A 20,313-nucleotide genomic window follows, 5' to 3' on the forward strand; every position below is an offset into this window, starting at 1 on the left:
TCCAACCAATATAGATCGCTCATATCACCGCTCGATTTTCGACCGGTGAATCACGCCGACATACAGAAATCAATGGGTCCTGACCCTAAGCAACCGATATTTGTAAACTCTTCTCTTCTTGTACAATATGTTGAGTAGGCATTGCGGAGAACGTTGAACTCACAACAACTCGGCAAGGCCACCAGCCGAATTTATTGCCTTTACTTAGTTTTTTGTGGTAGCACTGACCTAAGCCACGAAGTTGCATTTTCTGTCGTGTCTCTCACACTCAGGAAAGTGTCCCACCGCGTCGACCAGTTGTGACCCACCTCACATCCTCAACCCCTCCCACCTGCTATTGTTGACGCAATGGAAACACTCCTTCGGAGGCTCCAATGTCCGCGTCCATGATCCCCTTCATCGCCCTCGGATCGGCTGGTCTTTATTCCGTTGCCATGATCGCGATGAAGTTCTGGTGGAAAATCCCCGGTATCGGCCTCGGGCTGCTGATCGTCGCAGCTCTGCTGGCAGCCGCGACGCTGGAACTGGCCGCGCTGCGCGAGGAGCGGTTGGGGATCATCTATACCGGCATTCTGGGGGCCGAGGTCATCCTGATCGCCATCGCCTCGTACTTTCTGTTCGGCGAGAATTTCTCGTACCGTGAGGTTTTGGGCATCGCTCTGGTCCTTGTTGGCACCGCGCTGGCATGGGCCTGACCGCGATCTAACGCGTAGCTGAACCCAAGATGAAGTCTGCTTTAGATATGTTGTAAGCGGCTCGGTGCCTCCCGATCTGTTCAGCAGGCCAGCAAGGCCCAGACCTTTGGAGGAGAGAGCCAATGACCAGATACATGACTGCCGGAGCAGCCGCTCTGGCCGCGTCCCTCACCCTTGGAACGGCCGCGCTGGCCGATGCTTCGCCCGATCTGCGCGGCACATGGGCGGGCGCGTATACCACCGTGTCGCCCTCGAACCTGACCACCGGCGATGCGCCCCGCTTCAACAGCGCGGAATGGGTGCTTCAGATCGAAAAGCAGCAGGACAATGTGTTCTGGGGGCCCAGCATGTGGCGCCGCAATGCTGCCGATGACTGGACCGTGTACGAGGCCACCGGCACCGTCAGTCTGGACGGGTCGGGCAGCATCGGGATCGTCGAAAGCTCGCCCGAACCGGCGATCGGAGTGAACGCGCTGATCGATGCGCGGTACGAGGATGGCAAGATTTACGCCGATTTCCGTAGCCTGCGGTCCGGAACGACCTACAGCACCGTTCTGGAACGTCAGGTGAACTGAAGCGTCTCTGGCCCGACCGGCTGTAGGGGGTACAGACTGCCGTTGATCCAAGACTGCGGCAGAACGTAGTAGGTAATCCCGGTCGGGTCGGGGCGCTTCTCAAAACACAGTGTCTCCAAGGGGAGGAGACGGGCCGGGCGGCCAGTGCACCGTCCGCGAAAAGGTTCGGATGGCCTTGTGCAAGAATGCGGCGTTCCTTGGCACGGGGCATCTAGATCTCGCGAACCTTCAGCGCGGCTTCGCGCGGTGGTGTGTCTGCTGCCCGGCCCCGATTTCGACATGCGATTCGAGTCGTCAGGGGGCCGTGCAACACGTTAGTCCCGCAAATCCGGCCCAACGCACTGTTTGCACCCGCAGCATCGGTGGATTTCGAGGCGCGAAAACCGCTTTGGAACTTTTCCCTCACCAAACCCGTCTGGTGCCAGAACTTCTCGGCTTATCCACAAAGCTATCCCGGCGGATACCAACATCTTATCCCCGTCTAATTCTCATGCTGCAGTGCTATTTTCTTGCCGGTTGCCGGGCGTAATGTAACAGTCCCGTTACCGCACAGGTTCTTCGGAGCCAAAGGTGGAACGCAAAGGCCAGGGGGTCTTGGTCGAAGAGGTTGGATCTTAGGATTTTTCTTGTTCGGCAGAGGCTTACCGGTAGTTGGTTGTTCGGATAGGGGGCTGGCCCCGTGTTCGAGTGATCAGCTTCTCAGACGGCCTGAGCATGCCGCGATGACCCTCGGGTTCACAGCGGCGGCTGCAGTCCTTTCGGGGGCTGGGGCGACTGGATCGGGGTGTCCTTCGGGGCTCGTCGGCCCGGTAAGGCGTCAGGAGTGTCCGAAAGGATGCATGCAAAGACCGCGTCTGCGCACCTGACGCCTTTTCTTTTGCCGGTTCCACGGCTTCATACAGGCTACCCCTCACCCCCTTCGGAATGGGAACGGGGCTCTTCTGCGTGTGCAAAAGAGCCCCGATTTAGCGTCAGATGATGCAATGCCGCGTCTATGCACCTGTATGGATAGAATTAGCGGGTTTGCGGCCATGAAGCAACCATATATCGCGGGCTTGTTTTCTGACCCCGCAATATATGGGCTTTGATCAGATGTTTTCCTGAACGTCCGTGGCGGCGTCCTGGATCGCGTCGCCGGCTTTCTCGATATCCTTGCCGGCACCTTTTGCGGTTTCGCAGGCGGTCAGGGCAAACAGGCTCAGGCCAATCAGAATTGCGCGGATCATACTCGTCTCCTCAGTGCTCGATCTTCTTTTCGGTAGCACCTTTTTTTGCGGGGAACCAGTATTTTGGAGACGCTGCTGCCTTGGGTGAATATTGAATTGCCGGAGTGGCAGACGGGCCTGCGGTGTCCCACAGTTTGGCAGCAATCGAGGTCAAAGCCCCCGGGCCCCCAAGTCTCAGTCCTTGCCGTCGTTGCAAAACAGTTCGTAGACCACTTCCAGCATGCGGCGGGGGCGGTCGTCTGCAAGCCGGTAGTAGATCGCCTTGCCTTCGCGGCGCGGTGTGACCAGCCCTTCGAGCCTCAGGCGCGACAATTGCTGGGAAACGGCGGCCTGCCGGGCGGACAGCAGTTCCTCGAGTTCGGTTACGGATTTTTCGCCGGATACAAGGTGGCACAAGATCATCAGCCGTCCTTCATGGCTGATCGCCTTCAGGAAATTCGATGCGCGGGTTGCGTTGCCGACCATACGGTCAAGGTCGTGTTTGGACATGTCCGGGGACAACTGTGGCAGTGCCATCTTCTTCTGTTCCTTCGAGCCCGCCTTGCGCGGGCGTTGTTTCCTTAACCCAAGTCGCGTTGGACGGGCCACCTAAGTACAAGTTTCGTACATTTAATTCCATATGCATGAATCAAAATACCGTGATGAGAGAACGGAAGCTGGCTGGAACTTGCCGATGCCCGATCTTGTACAGCGGGGCTGCCGCTGCCCCCGGACCACCGATTTCAGTGCCCGGCGGGAAGGATAACCACAATAGGCAAGCGAAACCGGCGGCCCCCCTTGCAGCCCCCCGGTGGCGACACTAAGACTCGGGTAACTCTTGTTGGGGTAACGTCCCGATCCATAGCAAAGCAGGCAGGTTCCGAATGTTCGATCCAGTAGACACTTACATGAATACGCTCGTCCCCATGGTGGTCGAACAGACCAGCCGGGGCGAACGCGCCTACGACATTTTCTCGCGTCTGCTGAAAGAGCGGATCATTTTCATCAACGGTCCGATTCACGACGGGATGAGCCATCTGGTCGTCGCCCAGCTGCTGCATCTTGAGGCAGAGAATCCGAACAAGGAAATCTCGATCTACATCAACTCGCCCGGCGGGGTCGTGACCAGCGGTTTGTCGATTTACGACACAATGCAGTACATCAAGCCGAAATGTTCGACACTGGTGATCGGTCAGGCGGCCTCGATGGGGTCGGTTCTGTTGGCCGGTGGCGAAACCGGGATGCGTTTTTCGCTGCCCAACAGCCGGATCATGGTGCACCAGCCAAGCGGCGGCTATCAGGGTCAGGCCAGCGACATCATGATCCACGCGGCCGAGACGCAGAAGTTGAAAGATCGCCTGTATGACATTTACGTGCGCCATACCGGTCAGACTAAAAAGGCGGTTGAAAAAGCGCTGGACCGCGACAATTTCATGAGCCCGGAAGAGGCCAAGGAATGGGGCCACATCGACGAAATCGTCGAAAACCGTGCGAAAATCGATACGGACGAGGCCTGAGTTCAAATCCTCGCGCCACCGGCGCGAGGTGCGATTTTGAGATTGTAGCCGCCCCGGTGCTGCCCTAAGCTGCACCAACAGGCGGCAAGCGGCCCGAATTAGGGCGGCTAAGGATGGAGCCCGAAAGGTAGATCATGGCGACGAATTCAGGCGGCGACGGCAAGAACACGCTCTACTGCAGCTTCTGCGGCAAAAGCCAGCACGAGGTCCGCAAGCTGATCGCGGGACCGACCGTGTTCATCTGCGATGAGTGTGTCGAGCTGTGCATGGATATCATCCGGGAAGAGACCAAGGCCAGCGGGCTGAAATCCTCGGACGGTGTGCCGACGCCCAAGGATATCTGCGAGGTTCTGGACGACTACGTCATCGGTCAGGCCACCGCCAAGCGGGTTCTGTCGGTTGCGGTGCACAACCACTACAAACGCCTGAACCATGCGCAGAAAGCGGGCAGCGATATTGAACTGGCCAAGTCGAACATCCTGCTGATCGGTCCGACCGGCTGCGGCAAGACCCTGCTGGCCCAGACGCTGGCGCGCATACTGGATGTGCCGTTCACAATGGCGGATGCAACCACGCTGACCGAAGCTGGTTACGTGGGTGAGGATGTCGAGAACATCATTCTGAAACTTCTGCAAGCCAGCGAATATAACGTCGAACGCGCGCAGCGCGGCATCGTCTATATCGACGAGGTCGACAAGATCACGCGCAAGTCCGAAAACCCCTCGATCACGCGTGACGTATCGGGCGAGGGTGTACAGCAGGCGCTGCTGAAGCTGATGGAAGGCACCGTGGCATCGGTTCCGCCTCAGGGCGGGCGCAAGCATCCGCAGCAGGAATTCCTGCAGGTGGACACCACCAACATCCTGTTCATCTGCGGCGGCGCCTTTGCAGGTCTCGACAAGATCATCGCGCAGCGTGGCAAGGGCTCGGCCATGGGCTTCGGTGCTGACGTTCGCGACAATGACGAGCGTGGCGTGGGTGAGATCTTCAAGGATTTGGAACCCGAAGACCTGCTGAAATTCGGTCTGATCCCGGAATTTGTCGGCCGTCTGCCGGTTCTGGCAACGCTCGAAGACCTGGACGAAGACGCTCTGGTCACGATCCTGACGAAGCCCAAGAACGCTCTGGTCAAGCAATACCAGCGCCTGTTCGAACTGGAAGATGCAGAACTGGCCTTTACCGACGACGCGCTGAAAGCCATCGCCAAGAAGGCGATCGAACGCAAAACCGGCGCGCGCGGGTTGAGGTCGATCCTCGAGGATATTCTGCTGGACACGATGTTCGAACTGCCCGGCATGAAAAACGTGACCGAGGTTGTGGTGAACGAAGAGGCGGTGACGTCCGACAAGCAGCCCCTGATCATCTACGAGGACTCGGCGGAATCGGCCTCGGCGGGTTAATCCGACTGGGTTGTTTCTTAAAAATGCCCGGGTCAGGGGGGCGCTGCCCCCGCCGCGGCAAGCCGCGCCTCCCCCGGGATATTTGTGGACAGATGAAGCAGGGGATCCGGACTTCATCTGTCCACAAATATCCCGGAGCGCGAGGCAGAGCCTCGCTTTTGTACAGCCTTCTCGGCGCGGGCGAAGGGACGTAACAGAGAGAACCAGATGATCAGACGCATTCACTCCGGCGGCGAATACGAAGAGAAGGTTGGCTATTGTCGCGCGGTTGTCGCCAATGGGTTCGTTTTTGTGGCTGGAACATGCGCGCAAGGCGATGACCGGCCCCGGGATATCGTTGGTCAATGCAAATCCGCTCTGGACGCAATCGAACGCGCCCTGTCCGAGGCTGGCGCGTCGATGGCAGAGGTCGTGCGGGTGAATTACTATCTGCCGAATATGTCTGAGTTCGAGCTCTGCTGGCCTTTGCTACGGGACGCGTTCGGCTCCAATCCGCCAGCGGCAACAGTGATCGAATGCAACCTGATTACGCCCGAAGACCGGATCGAGATCGAAGTGACCGCCGCTTTGCCGGAGTGACGCAGCCGCCCCCGTTGCACTGGACCTTGGCGAGCCTTTGGTCCATACCTTCACTCAACCGAAATGCCGGAGTCAGATGATGGGAATCGTTAACACTCTTTTGCGGGCCGTGACCTGGTGGAACGGGGCCACCCTGAACACGCAGATATTCACTGCACGCAAGGGCGTCAAAGTCGGCGAAGACGATGAAGGCAATGTCTTTTATCGCACCGCCGATGACAGCAAGCGCTGGGTGATTTTCAATGGCGAGGCCGAGGCCAGCCGGATCGATCCCGATTGGCATGGCTGGCTGCACCGGACCTGGGATGAGCCGCCGACGGACAAGCCGCTAAAGCACAAAGCCTGGGAAAAACCGCATCAGGAAAACCTGACGGGCACTGCGCTGGCCTATGCGCCCGCAGGCTCGCTGCGCCGGGCCGACCCGATTGAGCGTAAAGATTACGAGGCCTGGAGCCCGGAATAAACGAGGCGAGTATGTCGACCCACAACTGGACCGAAGTCGTTGTCGGCGGTGCCGTATTGGCGTGCGCCGTCGCATTTGGCGTTTACGCCAGTCAATCCACCGGCCTGTCGCAAAGCAGCGCCGGGTATGAGCTGGGCGCGTCATTCCGTTCGCTCGAAGGGGTTGGGGTCGGCACCGATGTGCGTCTGGCCGGTGTCAAAATCGGCACCGTGACCAATGTCAGCCTGAACCCGGACACCTATCGCGCCGATACAACGTTCTCGATTGCCGACAGCATCCTTGTGCCGGACGACAGCGCCATCGTGATCTCGTCCGAAGGGCTGCTGGGCGGCAATTTCGTCGAGGTGATGCCCGGCGGATCGCCGTTCTTCTTTGAACCCGGCGACCAGATCGAGGACACGCAGGGCGCGGTCAGCCTGATTTCACTGTTGGTCAAATTTGTGGCCGGAAGCGGCGACGAATGATGCGTTGTGCGTTGATAGCTCTGGCGCTGATGGCGACCGGCGCGGCGGCGCAGCAGAAGGTGCAATCCGGCCCCGGCGCGATATTGCGGGGGCTGGACAAGGTCAATGGCCAGACCATCGATGTGGAAATGCAGAATGGCGCAACGCAGCCCATCTTTGGTCTGGATGTGGCTTTGGGCGATTGCCGGTATCCGGTGGACAACCCGACCGGTGACGCCTTTGCCTATTTGACGGTCTGGGAAACGGGCAAGGCGGATCAGCTGTTTGACGGCTGGATGATCGCAACCTCTCCGGCGCTGAACGCGCTGGATCACTCCCGTTACGATGTCTGGGTGATCCGCTGTATCACCCCGTCGGCTGACTGAGCCACGGTGGCCGAAAAGTCGGCGCCGGCGCTGATGGCCTCATCCAGTTCTTGCCGGTATTGGCTGCGCGGGATCTCGATTGCCCCGAGCGTGGCAAGATGGGCCGTCAGGAACTGGGTGTCGAACAGTTGAAAACCGGTCTGCCGCAGGCGATCGACCAGATAGGCCAAGGCGATCTTGGACGCATCCGCGCGCCGTGAAAACATGCTTTCGCCAAAGAACGCGGCACCGAGCACCACGCCATAGACGCCTCCGACCAGCCGGTCATCCTCCCACACTTCCAGAGAATGCGCATGGCCCGCGCGGTGGAGTTGTTCGTACAGGTCACGCAATTCGGTGTTGATCCAAGTATCCGCCCGGTCGGCGCAGCCATCCACGACGCCGGTGAAATCGGTATCGATGGTGATCGTGAACCCGCAGTTTCGGATGCGGCGCGCAAGGCTACGCGACATGTGGAATCCGTCCAGCGGAATGACCCCCCGAAACTTCGGGTCGACCCAGAACAGCTCGGGGTCGTCGCGATGTTCTGCCATCGGGAAGATGCCGATGGAATACCCATGCATCAACAGTTCGGGGGACAGGCTCATACGGAACGCCCAAGGACCGGCCGGGGGGCCGGTCCTGTGTTCTTAATCGGCCATATTCTCCGCAAGCCAGTGCTCCAGCCAGTGGATGTTGTAGTCGCCGCTGTGGATGTCAGGTTCCTGCAGCAGGGCATGGAACAGGGGCACGGTGGTGTCGATGCCGTCCACGATCAACTCACCCAACGCGCGTTCCAGCCGGGCCAGAGCCTCGGCCCGGTCGCGGCCCTGCACGATCAGCTTGGCAATGAGCGAGTCGTAGTAGGGCGGGATCGAATACCCGTCATACAGAGCCGAATCCATCCGCACGCCAAGACCGCCGGGCGCGTGATACGCCGTGATCTTGCCGGGGCAGGGTGAGAAGTTGGGCAGCTTTTCAGCGTTGATCCGAACCTCGATGGCGTGGCCGTTGATCTCAAGATCGTCCTGACCGAACGACATGTCCTCGCCTGCGGCGACGCGGATTTGTTCCCGCACCAGATCGACGCCGAAGATGCCTTCGGTCACCGGGTGTTCCACCTGCAGGCGGGTGTTCATCTCGATGAAGTAGAACTCGCCATTCTCATACAGGAATTCGATGGTGCCCGCGCCGATATAGTTGATCTTGGCCACGGCGTCGGCGCAGATCTTGCCGATCCTGGCGCGCTCATCGGGGGTGATGCAGGGGCCGGGGGCCTCTTCGAACACTTTCTGGTGGCGGCGCTGCAGGGAACAGTCGCGTTCGCCCAGATGCACCGCCTTGCCCTTGCCGTCGCCAAAAACCTGAATTTCGATATGGCGGGGCGTGGTCAGGTATTTCTCGATATAAACCTCGTCATTGCCAAAGGCGGCCTTGCCCTCGGCGCGCGCGGTCATGAAGGCGCTTTCCATCTCATCGGCGCTGTGCGCGACTTTCATGCCGCGACCGCCGCCACCAGCGGTGGCCTTGATGATGACGGGATAGCCGAATTCTTCGCCGATCCGCTTGGCATCGGCCAGCGTGGGAACGCCACCGTCAGAGCCCGGAACGCAAGGCACGCCCAGTTCCTTCATCGTGTCCTTGGCGGTGATCTTGTCGCCCATGACGCGGATGTGCTCGGCAGTTGGGCCGATGAAGGTGATGCCGTGATCTTCGACGATCTGCACAAACTCGGCGTTTTCGGACAGGAACCCATAGCCGGGGTGGATTGCCTGTGCGCCGGTGATCTCGCAGGCCGAGATGATGGCGGGTACGGACAGATAGCTTTGCGGGCTGGGCGGAGGGCCGATGCACACCGATTCGTCCGCCATGCGCACATGCATCGCGTCGCTGTCAGCGGTCGAATGCACGGCGACCGTCTTGATCCCCATCTCACGCGCGGCGCGGATGACGCGCAGGGCGATCTCGCCTCGGTTGGCAATCAGGATTTTATCGAACATCCGCCCGCCTTACTCGATGATGACCAGAGGGGTGCCGAATTCCACCGCATCGCCATCGCCCACGAGAATGCGCTTGATGGTGCCCGATTTGGGTGCGTGGATATGGTTCATGGTTTTCATCGCTTCGACGATCAGCAGCGTTTCACCCTCGGACACGGATGCACCGACCGAGATGAAAGCGGGCGCGCCGGGTTCGGGCTGCATGTAGACAGTTCCCACCATGGGCGAGGTCACGGCACCCGGATGGCTGGCCGGATCATCGACCGCGGCAGGGGCTTCCGCGGGGGCCGCTGGTGCGGCTGCAGGCGCAGCAACCGGTGCGGCAGTGGGAACAGCCACCTGAACCGGAGCGGCCACGGTTTGCGACATACGGCTGACGCGGACGTTCAGGCTGTCTTCCTCACCGTATTCACGCTTGACCTGCAATTCGGTCAGGTCGTTTTCGCGCAGCAGTTCGGCCAGTGCCTTGATGAACGCCACATCCGCTTCGTGTTTGGTATCTGTCATGAGTGTCCTCGACGGTTCCCCTTTGGCCCGTCTGTCCTTCGCGGGCTTTGGTCTGATTACGCGGCGTTATAAGCTATGCGCCCGGTCATGAAAAGCGCAGTCTGGACTTGGCAAACCGCGTTTCAGACAGTTTGCGGCCCGTCCCGGGCGCTACAGGGGCATGCCCGACAGTTTTGCCACCAGTTCCGGCAGTTTGCGCGCGCCGAATTTTTCCAGAAGCCGGGCGCGGTAGGCCTCGATCGTTCGGTAACTAAGCCCCAGTTCCACGCCGATTTCCTTGGCCGACAGGCCCCGGCAGGACAGGATCGCGACCTCGCGTTCGCGCACGGTCAGTTCGACCAGAGGGCGTTCTTCGGAAATGTCCGAAAAGCTCCAGATACCGTGCCGGAACGGGTCGTCGGGCGTCAGGGATCGTCCGCGCGCCCGGCACCAGAACAGATCGCCATTGCGGCGGCGCATGACCCGTTCATCGGTGTAATAACCGGTGTCGCGCATCACTTGCAGGCTGCGCTGGCCGATCCTCTCCCAATCCGCGACCGAGGGGTAGAGGTGCAGCAGCGGCATGTTGCGATAGTCGCCCTCCTCTCCGCCGAAGGTCCGGGCAAACTGTAGATTGCAGCGCCGGATGATCCGGTTTTCCAGTTCCACCAGTCCAATCGGGGCGTATTCGAATGCGGGATCGCTCATCTATTCATCGTGCCGGGAAACGGGGCGGAAATGAAGGGGCGATTGGAAACTTGTTTACTTTGGGTCGGGGTCATCGGGAACAATATGGGTGCAGGGGTGGTTCGGTTTGTGTAAACTATGTAAATCCCGATTGAAAAATTCGTCATAACCAATAGAAAAATAGGGATGGTTGTGAAAACTCTCGGGCAAACCCGGACGGGAGAAAGCGAAAATGCCAACCGCGCTGACAGGAAGCCGGATACGGGAACGCAGGCTGATCGCGGGTTTGCGGCAGGCCGAGCTTGCGCGGCAGGTTGGAATCTCGGCGTCCTATCTGAACCTGATCGAGCATAACCGCCGCCGGATCGGGGGCAAATTACTGGTCGATATCGCCGGGGCGCTATTGGTCGAGCCCTCTCTTTTGACGCAGGGGATCGAGGCGACGCTGATTTCCGCCCTGCGCGAAGCGGCGGTCGATGCGGTCGGCCAGCAGGCCGAGGTGGACGGACTGGAAGAGTTCGCGGGCCGCTTTCCGGGCTGGGCCGGTGTTCTGGCCCATATGCACCGCCGGGTCGTGTCGCTGGAGCGCACAGTTGCAACCTTGTCCAACAGGCTGACCCACGATCCGCATCTGGCGGCGTCCATGCACGAGGTCTTGTCCACCGCAGCCGCAATCCGGTCGACTGCCGCCATTCTTGCGGATACGCAGGACATCGATGCGGAATGGCAGGATCGGTTCCACAAGAACCTGCATCAGGACGCCGAACGCCTTGCCGACAGCTCCAAAGCGCTGGTCACCTATCTGGATGACAGTGACTCGGCCACCGATCCGCGCGGCGTGCCACTGGAAGAGGTCGAGGCTTTTCTGAGCGCGCAGGGGCATCACTTTCCTGAAATCGAGGCGCAAGGGGATTGGTCCTCGGTCGCGCTCGAGGCGCTGGAAACCACTGCCGCGCGCGCCGTCGCCGAGGATGCGCTTCGGACCTATGCGGCGGATGCGCGGGCGATACCCTTGGGCGCGCTTACAGACGCGCTGGACGGGGTCGACCCTGACCCGATGGCACTGGCGGCCCGCTTCTCGGTCGATCTGGCAACGGTTTTGCGGCGTCTGGCCTCTTTGCCCGAGGGGGTATTGGCGCGCCCGGTGGGGTTGGTTCTGTGCGATGCGTCCGGCAGTGTGTTGTTTTTAAAGACGATCCCCGGTTTCTCGGTTCCCCGCCACGGGGATGCCTGCCCGTTATGGCCCCTGTTCGCGGCGCTGAACCGGCCTTTGGTTCCGATTCGAAAGCGGGTGCTGCAGACCGGGCGCGCTGCTGCCGAGTTTGACTGTTTCGCGTTTGCCTGGCCCCAGCCCGTGCCGGGGCACGATCTTGAGCCGGTCTACCGTTCGATCATGATGGTGCAGGCGGTTCCGGAAGGCCGGGACGGCCCCGCCGCAGCGGCACAGGTAGGCCCCGGCTGTCGGGTGTGTCCAAGCGCGGATTGCCCATCCCGTCGCGAGCCGTCGATTCTGAGCGAAGGTTTTTGACAGTTTCCTGACAGAACGCTTAATCTGACTGCGACGGGTGGCAAGTTGCGCGATCCGTTTTGGGAGGAAGTAAACATATGAGCCGCAAGGTTCTGCTGATAGAAGATGAGCCCAACATTGCCGAGGCCATCCGTTTTCTGCTGACCCGCGAAGGGTGGCAGGTGGATACTCATGGCGACGGGGCCGACGCGGTGCAGGTCATTCAACAGGCGCAGCCCGATCTGGTCATTCTGGACGTCATGTTGCCGGGCAAAAGCGGCATGGACATTCTGCGCGACCTGCGCGAGCTGGAAGATATGCAGGGCTTGCCGGTGCTCATGCTGACGGCGCGCGGTCAGTCGCGCGACCGCCAGATGGCCGAAAGCGCCGGGGTGAGCCGGTTCATGACCAAGCCGTTTTCAAATGCCGAAGTGCTGACCGCCGTGCGCGATCTGCACGCTCAGGCCTCGCGGTTATGACCGGGGGCGGGGGCACAGGTCGCACGCCTCCGGGGTCAAGGCCGGCGCTTTTTCTGGAACGGCAGAGCTATCGCCGCAGAAGGTTGACCGATGCGGCCCGACTGTTGCCCTTTATCGGCGCGGGGTTGCTGTCGATCCCGCTGCTTTGGCCTGATCCAGCGGCCGGGGATGGCGGAGCGGTGACGCTGTCGTCGGCCATGATGTACATATTCTCCTGTTGGGCGCTGATGATCCTTGTAGGTTTGGTCTTTGGCTTCGCCGCCCGGTGGTTCGGGGCGCGCGATGACGCGGATTCGGACGCAGACTGATGGCCACGCTGAACGTCCTGATCCTGGTCTGTCTGGGCTATGTCGTTTTGCTGTTCGGGGTCGCCTTTGCCGCCGACAGATTGGCCACCGCAGGGCAGGGCAGATGGCTTCGCTCGCCCCTGATCTACACGCTGTCGCTGTCGATATACTGCACCGCCTGGACCTTTTACGGAGCGGTCGGCAGCGCTGCGCGGTCCGGGTTGGAATTTGTCACGATTTATCTGGGGCCGACACTGGTCATGGTCAGCTGGTGGTGGGGCCTGCGCAAGCTGGTGCGGGTCGGGCGCAGCCAGCGGGTGACCTCGATCGCTGACCTGCTGTCGTCGCGCTATGGCAAGTCGAACACGCTGGCGGTCTGCGTGACCATCCTGGCCGTGCTGGGCGGTACGCCCTACATCGCGCTGCAATTGCAGTCGATCACGCTGTCTTTCTCGATCTTTGCCGAGGCTGATCCAAACGGCCTTTATCGTGAAGGGTCCAGCGTTTTCTGGGTGGCAGCCGGTCTGGCCGTGTTCGCGATTCTGTTTGGCACGCGCAATCTGGACGCAAATGAACGCCACCACGGGGTCGTGACGGCCATCGCTTTGGAAGCTGTGGTCAAGCTGTTCGCCTTGCTGGCCGTCGGGATCTTTGTCGTCTGGGGCGTGGCCGGGGGCATCGGGCCGATGCTGGACCGGATCGATGCCTCGGAAATCGGGCAGTGGAATGTGGATGCCGGGCGGTGGACCACGCTCATCTTTCTGTCTGCTGCCGCCTTTGTCTGCCTGCCGCGCATGTTTCAGGTCATGGTGGTCGAGAATGACGATGAAGGGCATCTGAGAACCGCAGCCTGGGCCTTTCCGCTATACCTGCTGTTGATGAGCCTGTTCGTGGTTCCGATTGCGGTGGTCGGGCTGGACCTGCTGCCCGCAGGCTCGAACCCCGACCTGTTTGTCCTGACGGTGCCGCTGTCGCAGGGGAATGAGTGGCTGGCGATGCTGTCCTTTATCGGCGGGTTTTCGTCAGCCACATCGATGGTGATCGTGACGGCGATGGCGCTGTCGATCATGGTGTCGAACCATGTGGTCATGCCGATCTGGCTGAGCACGCAGGAAGGGTCGGGCTCGGTATCAGGGGACGTGCGCAACATCGTTCTGATGGCGCGCCGGGTGTCCATCGCGGTCATCATGGCGCTGGGCTATTTCTACTACAGCCTCTCTGGCGGTGGCGCGGCGCTGGCCTCCATCGGGCTGATCGCCTTTGCCGGGATATCGCAGATTCTGCCGGCGATGGTCGGCGGGCTGTTCTGGCGCGGGGCCACAAGAACCGGCGCACTGGTCGGCCTGACGGTTGGGTTTGTCCTTTGGATTTATACCCTGCTGCTGCCGGGTATTGGTGGCACCTGGATGCCCGATGCGGTGTTGCAGAACGGTCCCTTTGGCATTGGCTGGCTGCGCCCGCATGCGCTGTTCGGCATCGAAGGGATCGACCCGATGGTACACACAGTTCTGTGGTCGATGTCGCTGAACACCGTCGCGTTCTGTGTTGCGTCCCTGCTGAGTTTCCCCAGCCCGCTGGAGCGTTTGCAGGGCGCCCAGTTCGTCAATGTATTCGACCACTCGGTCGCGTTGCGCGGATGGACCGGATCGGTGGCGCAAAGCGAAGACCTGATGATCATGACCCAGCGGATTCTGGGTACCGCCCCCGCGCAGGAGTTCTTTCGCGCCGAGGCCGAGCAGCAGGGCGGCCGGACCCGCCTGCCGGAACCGACGCCGGGCTTTCTGGAACGGCTTGAGCGCGAGTTGAGCGGCTCGGTCGGGGCTGCCACGGCGCATGCGATGATCGGCCAGATCGTGGGCGGATCGTCTGTTTCCGTCGAAGACCTGCTGGCTGTTGCGGACGAATCCGCCCAGCTACTGGAATATTCCAGCCAGCTCGAGGTGAAGTCCGCCGAACTCAGCCGCACCGCCCGCAAGCTGCGCGAGGCGAATACCAAGCTGACGCAGATGTCGGAGCAGAAGGACAGTTTTCTCAGCCAGGTAAGCCATGAACTGCGGACGCCCATGACCTCGATCCGCGCGTTTTCCGAGATCATGCGCGACACAAAAGGGCTGAGCGGTGAGGACCAGACCCGCTATGCCGCCATTATCCATGACGAGGCCCTGCGCCTGACGCGCCTGCTGGACGATTTGCTGGACCTGAGCGTTCTGGAAAGCGGGCAGGTCAGTCTGAATGTGGGCGATGACAGCCTGCGGTCTGTTCTGGACCGGGCGGTGTCCAGCGCGCTGGCCGGGTCGGATCAGACGCTGAAGCTGCAGCGCAGCAAGGCCTCGGAACGCATCGCGCTTCATACCGATCTGGATCGGCTGGGACAGGTGTTCATCAACCTGATTTCCAACGCGCAGAAATACTGCGATGCGGATGATCCGATGCTGACCATCTCGGCCCATGATGTGGGGGGGCAGGTGGTCGTCGATTTCATGGACAACGGCAGCGGCATACCACCCGATGCGCAATCCATGGTGTTTGAAAAATTTGCCCGTGTCGGCGTAGACAAGGCAGGCGGGGCCGGGCTGGGGCTGGCGATCTGCCGAGAGATCATGCACCGCCTTGGCGGCGAGATCAGCTATTTGCCGGGGCAGGGCGGGGCCGCCTTTCGCGTCAGCCTGCCGCTGGCCTATCGGCAGGCCGCGCAGTGAGGCGCTTTAGAACTTTTGTAACCCTTTGCGGGTTAGACCAGTAGGCGATCCTGAGAACATCGAGTGAGCCGCAGATATGGCACAGCCCCTCAGCCCAGCTTTGGCCCGCAAAATCTCGGCAGGGCGGGACGACCCGACCGAGGGTGCGCATTCTGTCCCCCGCGCCCTGCGGTTGGGGTTCGCGCGGGCTGCGAGTGATCGGTTGAACCTGCCTTTGGCGGTAATAGGCGCGAAGCAGAGCCAGCGCGCGCCCTCGGATCTGACGGGGGTGATCGGAGAGGATTGGTTGTTGTTGACGCTCAGCGGTGCAGAAGGGCTTGCCGCTGTGTGCCTCGACCCGGCGTCCGTTTCATCAATCGTCCAGATGCAGACCATAGGCGAGGTGATGCCCGGCGCGATTTCCGCGCGGGCTTTCACGGATACTGACGCGGCCATGGTGGCGCCTATGATCGAAGATGCGTTAAAACGCGCGTCTTTCCTGGTTGAGCCTGCAGCAGAGCAGGCCGAATTGTCGGGTCATGAATTCTCGTCCCGCGTTGCGGATCTTCGGTCTTTGTCTCTGGCTTTAGCCGATGAGGACTACCGCGCTTTTGAGTTGACGGTCGATCTTGCGGGCGGATTGCGGCAGGGGCAGATCGCGGTTCTGCTGCCAATCCGGCCAAGCGATTCTGAACCGGGCGACGATAGTCAGATCGATACGGGGCCAAGGCTTGAACAGTCTTCAGGCGTTGTCCGGGCCGAACTGAATGCCATTCTGAGCCGGGTCACTCTGCCTTTGGGAAGCCTGTCCGGCATGGCCGTGGGCGAGGTGCTGCCGCTGACCGGGTCCCGGCTGGACCGAACCGAAATTCTGACCATCGACCGGTCACGCGCCGGGGTCGGGCGGCTTGGCCAATGCGGCGGCATGCGTGCGGTTCGCTTGAATGAACAGGCACCGGTGCCCGCGCTGACGGAAGGCCAGGAGTTTATCGAAAGCAGGGCGGGTGTGCGACAGTCGGATATTAGCGATGCACCTGAATTTATGCCGGATACCCCCGGCTATGACATTGAGGCGGTGAGCACGGATTTGAACGAACCACAAAGCGACCTCGGGCTGGCGGATTCAGATAAGCTCGCCGCCGAAATCTCGCAACTGGCAGGCTTGGCCGATCGCGAAGATTAAGTCGGATCAGTCTGTGGTATTGCGTATCTGATCCAGAGCGGGGCGCAGGTTTTCCAACTGGTAGCCCGCGTTGGTTGTCGCGGTCAGGATGTCGTCTGTGCTCATCCGGTCGCATTGCCCCAGCGCCCAGACGACCGAGCATCTGGTGCCCGAGGCGCAATAGGCCAGAACCGGCCCGCCGCAGCTTTCGGCCATGTCCCGCTGCCGCGCCACGTTTTCCGGTGTCATTGTCTGATGCGTCAGTTCCAGCACTTCGTATTCCAGACCCGCCGCGCGCACCGCGTCCCCGATCGCGTCCGACTGCATGTCCGCGGGAACCTCGACATTGGGCCGGTTGCAGATGACCTTGACGAATCCGGCTGCGGCGATGGCTGGCACATCATCCACGGTGATTTGCGGCGAAACGGCATAGCGGGGTGTTATTGGTCGAATCTCCATGACAAATCCTTATGTCGCGTTTCGGGCCCTGTCCAGCCGCGCGCCCACGGGCTGGGCCAGCAACATTCCCGCGATCATCGCGGCCAGAAACACAACGCCGCCGAGGCCGCCATAGCTCAGCGACGCAATCGCAGGCCCCGGGCACAAACCCACCAGGCCCCAGCCGATCCCGAACATCGCCGAGCCTACAATCAGCCGCCGATCCAATTCCGGCCGGGACCGTGCGGGAAACTGCCCGCCGGTCAGCGGGCTGCGCCCTGCGGTCAGGCTCCACGCCACCAGCATCGGCAGAATGGCACCTCCCATCACAAAGGCCAGGGTCGGGTCCCAATTCCCGAAAATGTCCAGCCATCCCTGAACCTTGGTGGTGTCCGTCATGCCCGAGATCAGAAGCCCCGCGCCAAATAAAGATCCGGCAATCAGTGAGATGAACAGGCGCATTAGATCAGCCCCCAGACTTGGCGCAGCAATGCCACCGTGACCGCTCCGGCACCGATATAGACGACAGTGGCGATGATCCCGCGCAGGGAAAACCGCGAGATACCGCAAACCCCATGACCCGAGGTACATCCGTTTGCAACGCGGGTGCCGATGCCGACAAACAGCCCGGCGATGATCACAAGCGCCAGATTGCCTGTCAGGTGGGTCTCAGCCTGCGGCGCAACAATAGGACGCAGCAGCAGGGGTGTCCCAACAACACCGGCCAAAAAGACCAGACGTTCCGCATGGCGCGCGGGCTCAGTTCGGTCCACAAGGCCGCCCAGAATTCCGCTGGCCCCCATGATCCGGCCATTGCCCAGCAGGTACACCGCCGCCCCAAGGCCAATCAGCAGACCGCCGAGCCCGCCCCACATCCAAGCTGCGTTCATGTCAGAGAGTTCCTTTTTTGCTGTGTCTGATTCCGTTGATGGGCTTTGGGGCAAGGGCAAAACCCGCTTGGTCCCCAACGCGCGGCGGGTATGCTCGCAGATATTTCAAAGCTTCACTGGGCAATAACATGTTCCCGTCCCGGCCTCGTGGTTCCGACGGGTGTTACATATATAAAAAAAAGAATATATTGCAACGGGCGAAGCCACTTTGACACCTGTCAAGGACAGGCATGTTAAACTTGCCTAAACTTTAGCCAAACCGCGCCAGATTGCCAAAAAAGCCGAAATGCCCGGCAATATTCCGCACAACGTATAGTGAAATACTTCGAGTCTTATTCTCGTTACTTATATCTGTCATAGTGAGACATCGTGGGAGGATGGAATATGGCACAAACAAATCTTTATTCCGAAGCCGAGCAACTGGAGCAAAAGCTGCAGAACGCCTGTCTGGATACGCGTCTGGCCTTGCAGCCGAGCGTCAGCAAGGTTGTGGATCGCATGCGTCAGCAGGGCATTCACATCCCGTCGCGTCTGCGTCGGTTGGATGCGGCGCTGTGTGAAGACGCCATGGAAGCGCAGTTCGACAACCTGCCGGTCTAAATCAAACGGTCATCCGAAGGATATCCCGAGGATGACCAGCATCAGCCCGATCACCGACAGAAACAAAGACGCCAGGTTCCAGGGCAGAACGCCCTGAACCGCAGCCCTCAGTTCATCATCCGACAATCCGGCCTTGCGCGCTTTCATCACGCGCAGAATGCACCAGATCAGACCGGCAAGCCCGGCCAGAGACAGGGCAGCCCCGCCCCAAGTGATGAATTCGAACATGGTTCCCCACATTTTCTTGCCGATTTCCCCCGCGCTTAACGGATCGGGTCGGCTGGTACAAGCCTGCCCCCAGGATTGCATGCTTGCGACCCGCGCGGCTGCGATGTATCCGGCATCTTGCCCGATGTCACAGCATCAGAATTCAGCCCTTGGGAGAGACGCACATGGAAGACATGACCGAAGATCAGGCCACCGCAAACTACCGGGTGACAGCAGGCGAACTGCGCCAGTTCATCGAACGGTTCGAGCGGCTGGACGCGGAAAAGAAAGACCTCGCCGAGCAGCAGAAAGAGGTCATGGCAGAAGCCAAGGCGCGCGGTTACGACACCAAGGTCATGCGCAAGGTCATCGCGTTGCGCAAGCGCGACAAGGACGACATCGCCGAAGAAGAAGCCGTGCTGGAAATGTATAAGGAAGCGCTGGGCATGTAAGGCCCCGGCGATCACCGGTTTAACGTTTCAAAAACCGAATATTCGGCATCGCCCGGATTTTGGCCAGATCCTGCTGGTACAGTTCCGAGAACGCGTCGACCACCTCGGCGCTCCAACCCGGAAGGTGCAGTTCTTCCTCGATTTGCTCTGGCAGGGCGTGCTCTTCAAAGATGGATTCCAGTTTTTCCCGGCGGTCGTCGGGATGCTGGGCTGTCTCTTCCCGGATAAGCTGCAGCAGCTGTTTTTTGCCCGTTTCCGTCAGAAGCGAGGCCAGCAGCGCGTGTTCGTCCTTTAGCGCGACATCGTCGGCCAGACCGGCCATGGCGCGCAGGATGTCGCCCCAGATCAGCGGCGTATCCTCGTTTTCCCACAGCGTGAGCCGGACTTCGGGGGCCAGGTCCTGTAAATCCTCGATCATGCCCAGCCAACTGAGGCAACTCAGATCCGTGCTGTGCAGGATCGCTTCGCGCTGTGTTTCGTGCAGCGACATCAGCACCTTGGGAATAAAGCTTCCCGGGTTCATCAGACCGACAAAAAGTTCAATGTCATCGCCTTCAAGCAGTTGCGCTGTGTATGCCGTCCGCTGACCCGCAAAGGGGTAAATCTGTCCCTGCTGCAAAGCCGTCCGTCTGGGGCCAAAGAATTTGTCACTGGACAGAACCACGCGCCGGATCGCCTCACCATCTGGCAGGATACGCCGCAGAGTTTCCCGGGCTTCTGAGTTCGGCCTGTTTTGCACTTGGGAATCCGACATCTCCTTGACGAACTGCCTGCAGTGACGTGGCCCCAGCACGGCAAGGCCCCGGCCCGCCAGACCGGACCGGTTCGCCAAAAGAGACCCCAGCAACTGCCCGCCATCGGTAAAAGCCGCACCGGCGTGAATAACGACCTGCATTGTAAACCCTGCGCCCTGACGTCCTGCCGCGAGTGTTACAGCCTGTTTCCCGGTCCGTAAATGCTGCGCCCCGGGCTAATGCGTTTTGCCAGTTTCTCAGGAATTTGAACAATCTCCAAGCCAGAGCGAAAAATGTGACTTGCAGTCCTGCGCCAGAGACAGTAATCGACAGCCAATGCCCCTATAGCTCAGCTGGTAGAGCAACTGATTTGTAATCAGTAGGTCCGCGGTTCGAGTCCGTGTGGGGGCACCACTTCAATCAATTTTATTTATAAAAAACAATAGATTGCGGTATTTTTTTAG

At 60.4% G+C, this 20,313-nt stretch carries 26 protein-coding genes and 1 tRNA gene; 16 read left to right on the top strand and 11 right to left on the bottom strand.

What is annotated here, in order from left to right:
* Positions 1 to 374: 374 nt before the first annotated feature.
* Positions 375 to 695 (top strand): hypothetical protein, encoded by a 321-nt coding sequence (locus ACR0EZ_RS23520; protein WP_480617210.1) that lies wholly within the window; start codon positions 375 to 377, stop codon positions 693 to 695.
* 122 nt (positions 696 to 817) lie between these two features.
* The gene (locus ACR0EZ_RS23525) at positions 818 to 1,270 is read left to right on the top strand and encodes a hypothetical protein (RefSeq protein WP_480617211.1); all 453 of its coding nucleotides are present in this window, start codon (positions 818 to 820) and stop codon (positions 1,268 to 1,270) included.
* A 1,088-nt stretch (positions 1,271 to 2,358) separates the two neighbouring features.
* Here ACR0EZ_RS23525 and ACR0EZ_RS23530 read toward each other — a convergent pair.
* Both ACR0EZ_RS23530 and ACR0EZ_RS23535 read right to left on the bottom strand, forming a co-directional pair.
* Positions 2,359 to 2,496: an entericidin A/B family lipoprotein gene (locus tag ACR0EZ_RS23530; protein ID WP_480617212.1), complete on the bottom strand. Its 138-nt coding sequence runs from the start codon at positions 2,494 to 2,496 to the stop codon at positions 2,359 to 2,361.
* 174 nt (positions 2,497 to 2,670) lie between these two features.
* Positions 2,671 to 3,012, bottom strand: a complete 342-nt coding sequence (locus ACR0EZ_RS23535) for an ArsR/SmtB family transcription factor (RefSeq protein ID WP_480617213.1) — start codon at positions 3,010 to 3,012, stop codon at positions 2,671 to 2,673.
* A gap of 347 nt (positions 3,013 to 3,359) precedes the next feature.
* Between ACR0EZ_RS23535 and ACR0EZ_RS23540 the strand changes: the two genes are divergently transcribed.
* From ACR0EZ_RS23540 to ACR0EZ_RS23565, 6 genes are all read left to right on the top strand, one after another.
* Complete coding sequence (locus tag ACR0EZ_RS23540; protein WP_480617214.1) at positions 3,360 to 3,992, top strand: ATP-dependent Clp protease proteolytic subunit; 633 nt, start codon at positions 3,360 to 3,362, stop codon at positions 3,990 to 3,992.
* 134 nt (positions 3,993 to 4,126) lie between these two features.
* Positions 4,127 to 5,392 carry an ATP-dependent Clp protease ATP-binding subunit ClpX gene (gene clpX / locus ACR0EZ_RS23545; protein ID WP_480617215.1) on the top strand — a complete coding sequence of 422 codons (1,266 nt, stop codon included), beginning with the start codon at positions 4,127 to 4,129 and terminating at the stop codon, positions 5,390 to 5,392.
* A gap of 207 nt (positions 5,393 to 5,599) precedes the next feature.
* The gene (locus ACR0EZ_RS23550; protein WP_480617216.1) at positions 5,600 to 5,971 is read left to right on the top strand and encodes a Rid family hydrolase; all 372 of its coding nucleotides are present in this window, start codon (positions 5,600 to 5,602) and stop codon (positions 5,969 to 5,971) included.
* Between the two features lie 79 nt (positions 5,972 to 6,050).
* Positions 6,051 to 6,434 (top strand): NADH:ubiquinone oxidoreductase subunit NDUFA12, encoded by a 384-nt coding sequence (locus ACR0EZ_RS23555; protein WP_480617217.1) that lies wholly within the window; start codon positions 6,051 to 6,053, stop codon positions 6,432 to 6,434.
* 11 nt (positions 6,435 to 6,445) lie between these two features.
* A complete protein-coding gene (gene mlaD, locus ACR0EZ_RS23560) occupies positions 6,446 to 6,898 on the top strand; it encodes an outer membrane lipid asymmetry maintenance protein MlaD (RefSeq protein WP_480617218.1) in 453 nt (150 codons plus the stop codon).
* Positions 6,895 to 7,263 (top strand): DUF2155 domain-containing protein, encoded by a 369-nt coding sequence (locus ACR0EZ_RS23565; protein ID WP_480617220.1) that lies wholly within the window; start codon positions 6,895 to 6,897, stop codon positions 7,261 to 7,263. Before mlaD ends, ACR0EZ_RS23565 begins: the two co-directional genes overlap by 4 nt.
* On the opposite strand, the gene aat is transcribed toward ACR0EZ_RS23565, so the two are convergent.
* The 4 genes from aat to ACR0EZ_RS23585 all read right to left on the bottom strand — a co-directional run bounded on the left by aat (position 7,218) and on the right by ACR0EZ_RS23585 (position 10,436).
* Positions 7,218 to 7,850, bottom strand: a complete 633-nt coding sequence (gene aat / locus ACR0EZ_RS23570; RefSeq protein WP_480617221.1) for a leucyl/phenylalanyl-tRNA--protein transferase — start codon at positions 7,848 to 7,850, stop codon at positions 7,218 to 7,220. The two genes, ACR0EZ_RS23565 and aat, sit on opposite strands and share 46 nt — an antisense overlap.
* A gap of 42 nt (positions 7,851 to 7,892) precedes the next feature.
* A complete protein-coding gene (gene accC, locus ACR0EZ_RS23575) occupies positions 7,893 to 9,242 on the bottom strand; it encodes an acetyl-CoA carboxylase biotin carboxylase subunit (protein WP_480617222.1) in 1,350 nt (449 codons plus the stop codon).
* 9 nt (positions 9,243 to 9,251) lie between these two features.
* Complete coding sequence (accB, locus tag ACR0EZ_RS23580) at positions 9,252 to 9,749, bottom strand: acetyl-CoA carboxylase biotin carboxyl carrier protein (protein WP_480617223.1); 498 nt, start codon at positions 9,747 to 9,749, stop codon at positions 9,252 to 9,254.
* A 150-nt stretch (positions 9,750 to 9,899) separates the two neighbouring features.
* On the bottom strand, positions 9,900 to 10,436 hold the full coding sequence (locus ACR0EZ_RS23585; RefSeq protein ID WP_480617225.1) for a LuxR C-terminal-related transcriptional regulator: 537 nt from the start codon (positions 10,434 to 10,436) through the stop codon (positions 9,900 to 9,902).
* Between the two features lie 211 nt (positions 10,437 to 10,647).
* On the opposite strand from ACR0EZ_RS23585, the gene ACR0EZ_RS23590 reads away from it, so the two are divergent.
* The 5 genes from ACR0EZ_RS23590 (at position 10,648) to ACR0EZ_RS23610 (ending at position 16,549) form a co-directional block, all read left to right on the top strand.
* A complete protein-coding gene (locus tag ACR0EZ_RS23590) occupies positions 10,648 to 11,943 on the top strand; it encodes a helix-turn-helix domain-containing protein (protein WP_480617227.1) in 1,296 nt (431 codons plus the stop codon).
* Between the two features lie 77 nt (positions 11,944 to 12,020).
* A complete protein-coding gene (locus ACR0EZ_RS23595) occupies positions 12,021 to 12,401 on the top strand; it encodes a response regulator transcription factor (RefSeq protein ID WP_480617229.1) in 381 nt (126 codons plus the stop codon).
* 83 nt (positions 12,402 to 12,484) lie between these two features.
* Complete coding sequence (locus ACR0EZ_RS23600; protein WP_480617230.1) at positions 12,485 to 12,709, top strand: hypothetical protein; 225 nt, start codon at positions 12,485 to 12,487, stop codon at positions 12,707 to 12,709.
* Positions 12,709 to 15,387 carry an ATP-binding protein gene (locus ACR0EZ_RS23605; protein WP_480617231.1) on the top strand — a complete coding sequence of 893 codons (2,679 nt, stop codon included), beginning with the start codon at positions 12,709 to 12,711 and terminating at the stop codon, positions 15,385 to 15,387. The genes ACR0EZ_RS23600 and ACR0EZ_RS23605 overlap by 1 nt, the downstream gene beginning before the upstream one ends.
* Before the next feature lie 76 nt (positions 15,388 to 15,463).
* Positions 15,464 to 16,549 carry a FliM/FliN family flagellar motor switch protein gene (locus ACR0EZ_RS23610; protein ID WP_480617232.1) on the top strand — a complete coding sequence of 362 codons (1,086 nt, stop codon included), beginning with the start codon at positions 15,464 to 15,466 and terminating at the stop codon, positions 16,547 to 16,549.
* 6 nt (positions 16,550 to 16,555) lie between these two features.
* Here ACR0EZ_RS23610 and ACR0EZ_RS23615 read toward each other — a convergent pair whose 3' ends face one another.
* The 3 genes from ACR0EZ_RS23615 to ACR0EZ_RS23625 are packed head-to-tail and all read right to left on the bottom strand — an operon-like array spanning position 16,556 to position 17,856.
* Entirely contained in the window at positions 16,556 to 16,987 is a 432-nt protein-coding gene (locus tag ACR0EZ_RS23615; protein WP_480617233.1) for a protein tyrosine phosphatase family protein, read from the bottom strand.
* A 9-nt stretch (positions 16,988 to 16,996) separates the two neighbouring features.
* Positions 16,997 to 17,428: a DUF6691 family protein gene (locus ACR0EZ_RS23620; RefSeq protein ID WP_480617234.1), complete on the bottom strand. Its 432-nt coding sequence runs from the start codon at positions 17,426 to 17,428 to the stop codon at positions 16,997 to 16,999.
* On the bottom strand, positions 17,428 to 17,856 hold the full coding sequence (locus tag ACR0EZ_RS23625) for a YeeE/YedE family protein (RefSeq protein WP_480617235.1): 429 nt from the start codon (positions 17,854 to 17,856) through the stop codon (positions 17,428 to 17,430). The genes ACR0EZ_RS23620 and ACR0EZ_RS23625 overlap by 1 nt, the downstream gene beginning before the upstream one ends.
* A gap of 384 nt (positions 17,857 to 18,240) precedes the next feature.
* Here ACR0EZ_RS23625 and ACR0EZ_RS23630 point away from each other — a divergent pair, with 384 nt between their 5' ends.
* Positions 18,241 to 18,456 (top strand): hypothetical protein, encoded by a 216-nt coding sequence (locus ACR0EZ_RS23630; protein WP_480617236.1) that lies wholly within the window; start codon positions 18,241 to 18,243, stop codon positions 18,454 to 18,456.
* A gap of 9 nt (positions 18,457 to 18,465) precedes the next feature.
* On the opposite strand, the gene ACR0EZ_RS23635 is transcribed toward ACR0EZ_RS23630, so the two are convergent.
* The gene (locus ACR0EZ_RS23635; RefSeq protein ID WP_480617237.1) at positions 18,466 to 18,684 is read right to left on the bottom strand and encodes a hypothetical protein; all 219 of its coding nucleotides are present in this window, start codon (positions 18,682 to 18,684) and stop codon (positions 18,466 to 18,468) included.
* A gap of 164 nt (positions 18,685 to 18,848) precedes the next feature.
* Here ACR0EZ_RS23635 and ACR0EZ_RS23640 point away from each other — a divergent pair, with 164 nt between their 5' ends.
* Positions 18,849 to 19,115, top strand: coding sequence for a DUF2312 domain-containing protein (locus ACR0EZ_RS23640; protein ID WP_170530827.1), 267 nt, complete (start codon positions 18,849 to 18,851; stop codon positions 19,113 to 19,115).
* Positions 19,116 to 19,134: 19 nt separating this feature from the next.
* Here the strand turns inward: ACR0EZ_RS23640 and ACR0EZ_RS23645 are convergent, their stop codons facing one another.
* Positions 19,135 to 20,010: a hypothetical protein gene (locus tag ACR0EZ_RS23645; RefSeq protein ID WP_480617238.1), complete on the bottom strand. Its 876-nt coding sequence runs from the start codon at positions 20,008 to 20,010 to the stop codon at positions 19,135 to 19,137.
* 177 nt (positions 20,011 to 20,187) lie between these two features.
* On the opposite strand from ACR0EZ_RS23645, the gene ACR0EZ_RS23650 reads away from it, so the two are divergent.
* A tRNA-Thr gene (locus tag ACR0EZ_RS23650) sits at positions 20,188 to 20,263 on the top strand.
* Positions 20,264 to 20,313 lie beyond the last annotated feature (50 nt).

Source organism: Ruegeria sp. AK4, assembly GCF_056541025.1.

Excerpts from the sequence above, each read along its gene's own strand:
- ACR0EZ_RS23640 (WP_170530827.1), top strand. The coding sequence starts at position 18,849 with ATGGAAGACATGACCGAAGATCAGGCCACCGCAAACTACCGGGTGACA.
- ACR0EZ_RS23620 (WP_480617234.1), bottom strand. The coding sequence starts at position 17,428 with ATGCGCCTGTTCATCTCACTGATTGCCGGATCTTTATTTGGCGCGGGG.
- ACR0EZ_RS23530 (WP_480617212.1), bottom strand. The coding sequence starts at position 2,496 with ATGATCCGCGCAATTCTGATTGGCCTGAGCCTGTTTGCCCTGACCGCC.
- ACR0EZ_RS23615 (WP_480617233.1), bottom strand. The coding sequence starts at position 16,987 with ATGGAGATTCGACCAATAACACCCCGCTATGCCGTTTCGCCGCAAATC.
- ACR0EZ_RS23535 (WP_480617213.1), bottom strand. The coding sequence starts at position 3,012 with ATGGCACTGCCACAGTTGTCCCCGGACATGTCCAAACACGACCTTGAC.
- ACR0EZ_RS23625 (WP_480617235.1), bottom strand. The coding sequence starts at position 17,856 with ATGAACGCAGCTTGGATGTGGGGCGGGCTCGGCGGTCTGCTGATTGGC.
- ACR0EZ_RS23605 (WP_480617231.1), top strand. The coding sequence starts at position 12,709 with ATGGCCACGCTGAACGTCCTGATCCTGGTCTGTCTGGGCTATGTCGTT.
- aat (WP_480617221.1), bottom strand. The coding sequence starts at position 7,850 with ATGAGCCTGTCCCCCGAACTGTTGATGCATGGGTATTCCATCGGCATC.
- clpX (WP_480617215.1), top strand. The coding sequence starts at position 4,127 with ATGGCGACGAATTCAGGCGGCGACGGCAAGAACACGCTCTACTGCAGC.
- ACR0EZ_RS23595 (WP_480617229.1), top strand. The coding sequence starts at position 12,021 with ATGAGCCGCAAGGTTCTGCTGATAGAAGATGAGCCCAACATTGCCGAG.
- ACR0EZ_RS23630 (WP_480617236.1), top strand. The coding sequence starts at position 18,241 with ATGGCACAAACAAATCTTTATTCCGAAGCCGAGCAACTGGAGCAAAAG.
- ACR0EZ_RS23525 (WP_480617211.1), top strand. The coding sequence starts at position 818 with ATGACCAGATACATGACTGCCGGAGCAGCCGCTCTGGCCGCGTCCCTC.
- ACR0EZ_RS23540 (WP_480617214.1), top strand. The coding sequence starts at position 3,360 with ATGTTCGATCCAGTAGACACTTACATGAATACGCTCGTCCCCATGGTG.
- ACR0EZ_RS23550 (WP_480617216.1), top strand. The coding sequence starts at position 5,600 with ATGATCAGACGCATTCACTCCGGCGGCGAATACGAAGAGAAGGTTGGC.
- ACR0EZ_RS23635 (WP_480617237.1), bottom strand. The coding sequence starts at position 18,684 with ATGTTCGAATTCATCACTTGGGGCGGGGCTGCCCTGTCTCTGGCCGGG.
- accC (WP_480617222.1), bottom strand. The coding sequence starts at position 9,242 with ATGTTCGATAAAATCCTGATTGCCAACCGAGGCGAGATCGCCCTGCGC.
- ACR0EZ_RS23645 (WP_480617238.1), bottom strand. The coding sequence starts at position 20,010 with ATGCAGGTCGTTATTCACGCCGGTGCGGCTTTTACCGATGGCGGGCAG.
- accB (WP_480617223.1), bottom strand. The coding sequence starts at position 9,749 with ATGACAGATACCAAACACGAAGCGGATGTGGCGTTCATCAAGGCACTG.
- ACR0EZ_RS23520 (WP_480617210.1), top strand. The coding sequence starts at position 375 with ATGTCCGCGTCCATGATCCCCTTCATCGCCCTCGGATCGGCTGGTCTT.
- ACR0EZ_RS23585 (WP_480617225.1), bottom strand. The coding sequence starts at position 10,436 with ATGAGCGATCCCGCATTCGAATACGCCCCGATTGGACTGGTGGAACTG.
- ACR0EZ_RS23610 (WP_480617232.1), top strand. The coding sequence starts at position 15,464 with ATGGCACAGCCCCTCAGCCCAGCTTTGGCCCGCAAAATCTCGGCAGGG.
- ACR0EZ_RS23565 (WP_480617220.1), top strand. The coding sequence starts at position 6,895 with ATGATGCGTTGTGCGTTGATAGCTCTGGCGCTGATGGCGACCGGCGCG.
- mlaD (WP_480617218.1), top strand. The coding sequence starts at position 6,446 with ATGTCGACCCACAACTGGACCGAAGTCGTTGTCGGCGGTGCCGTATTG.
- ACR0EZ_RS23555 (WP_480617217.1), top strand. The coding sequence starts at position 6,051 with ATGGGAATCGTTAACACTCTTTTGCGGGCCGTGACCTGGTGGAACGGG.
- ACR0EZ_RS23590 (WP_480617227.1), top strand. The coding sequence starts at position 10,648 with ATGCCAACCGCGCTGACAGGAAGCCGGATACGGGAACGCAGGCTGATC.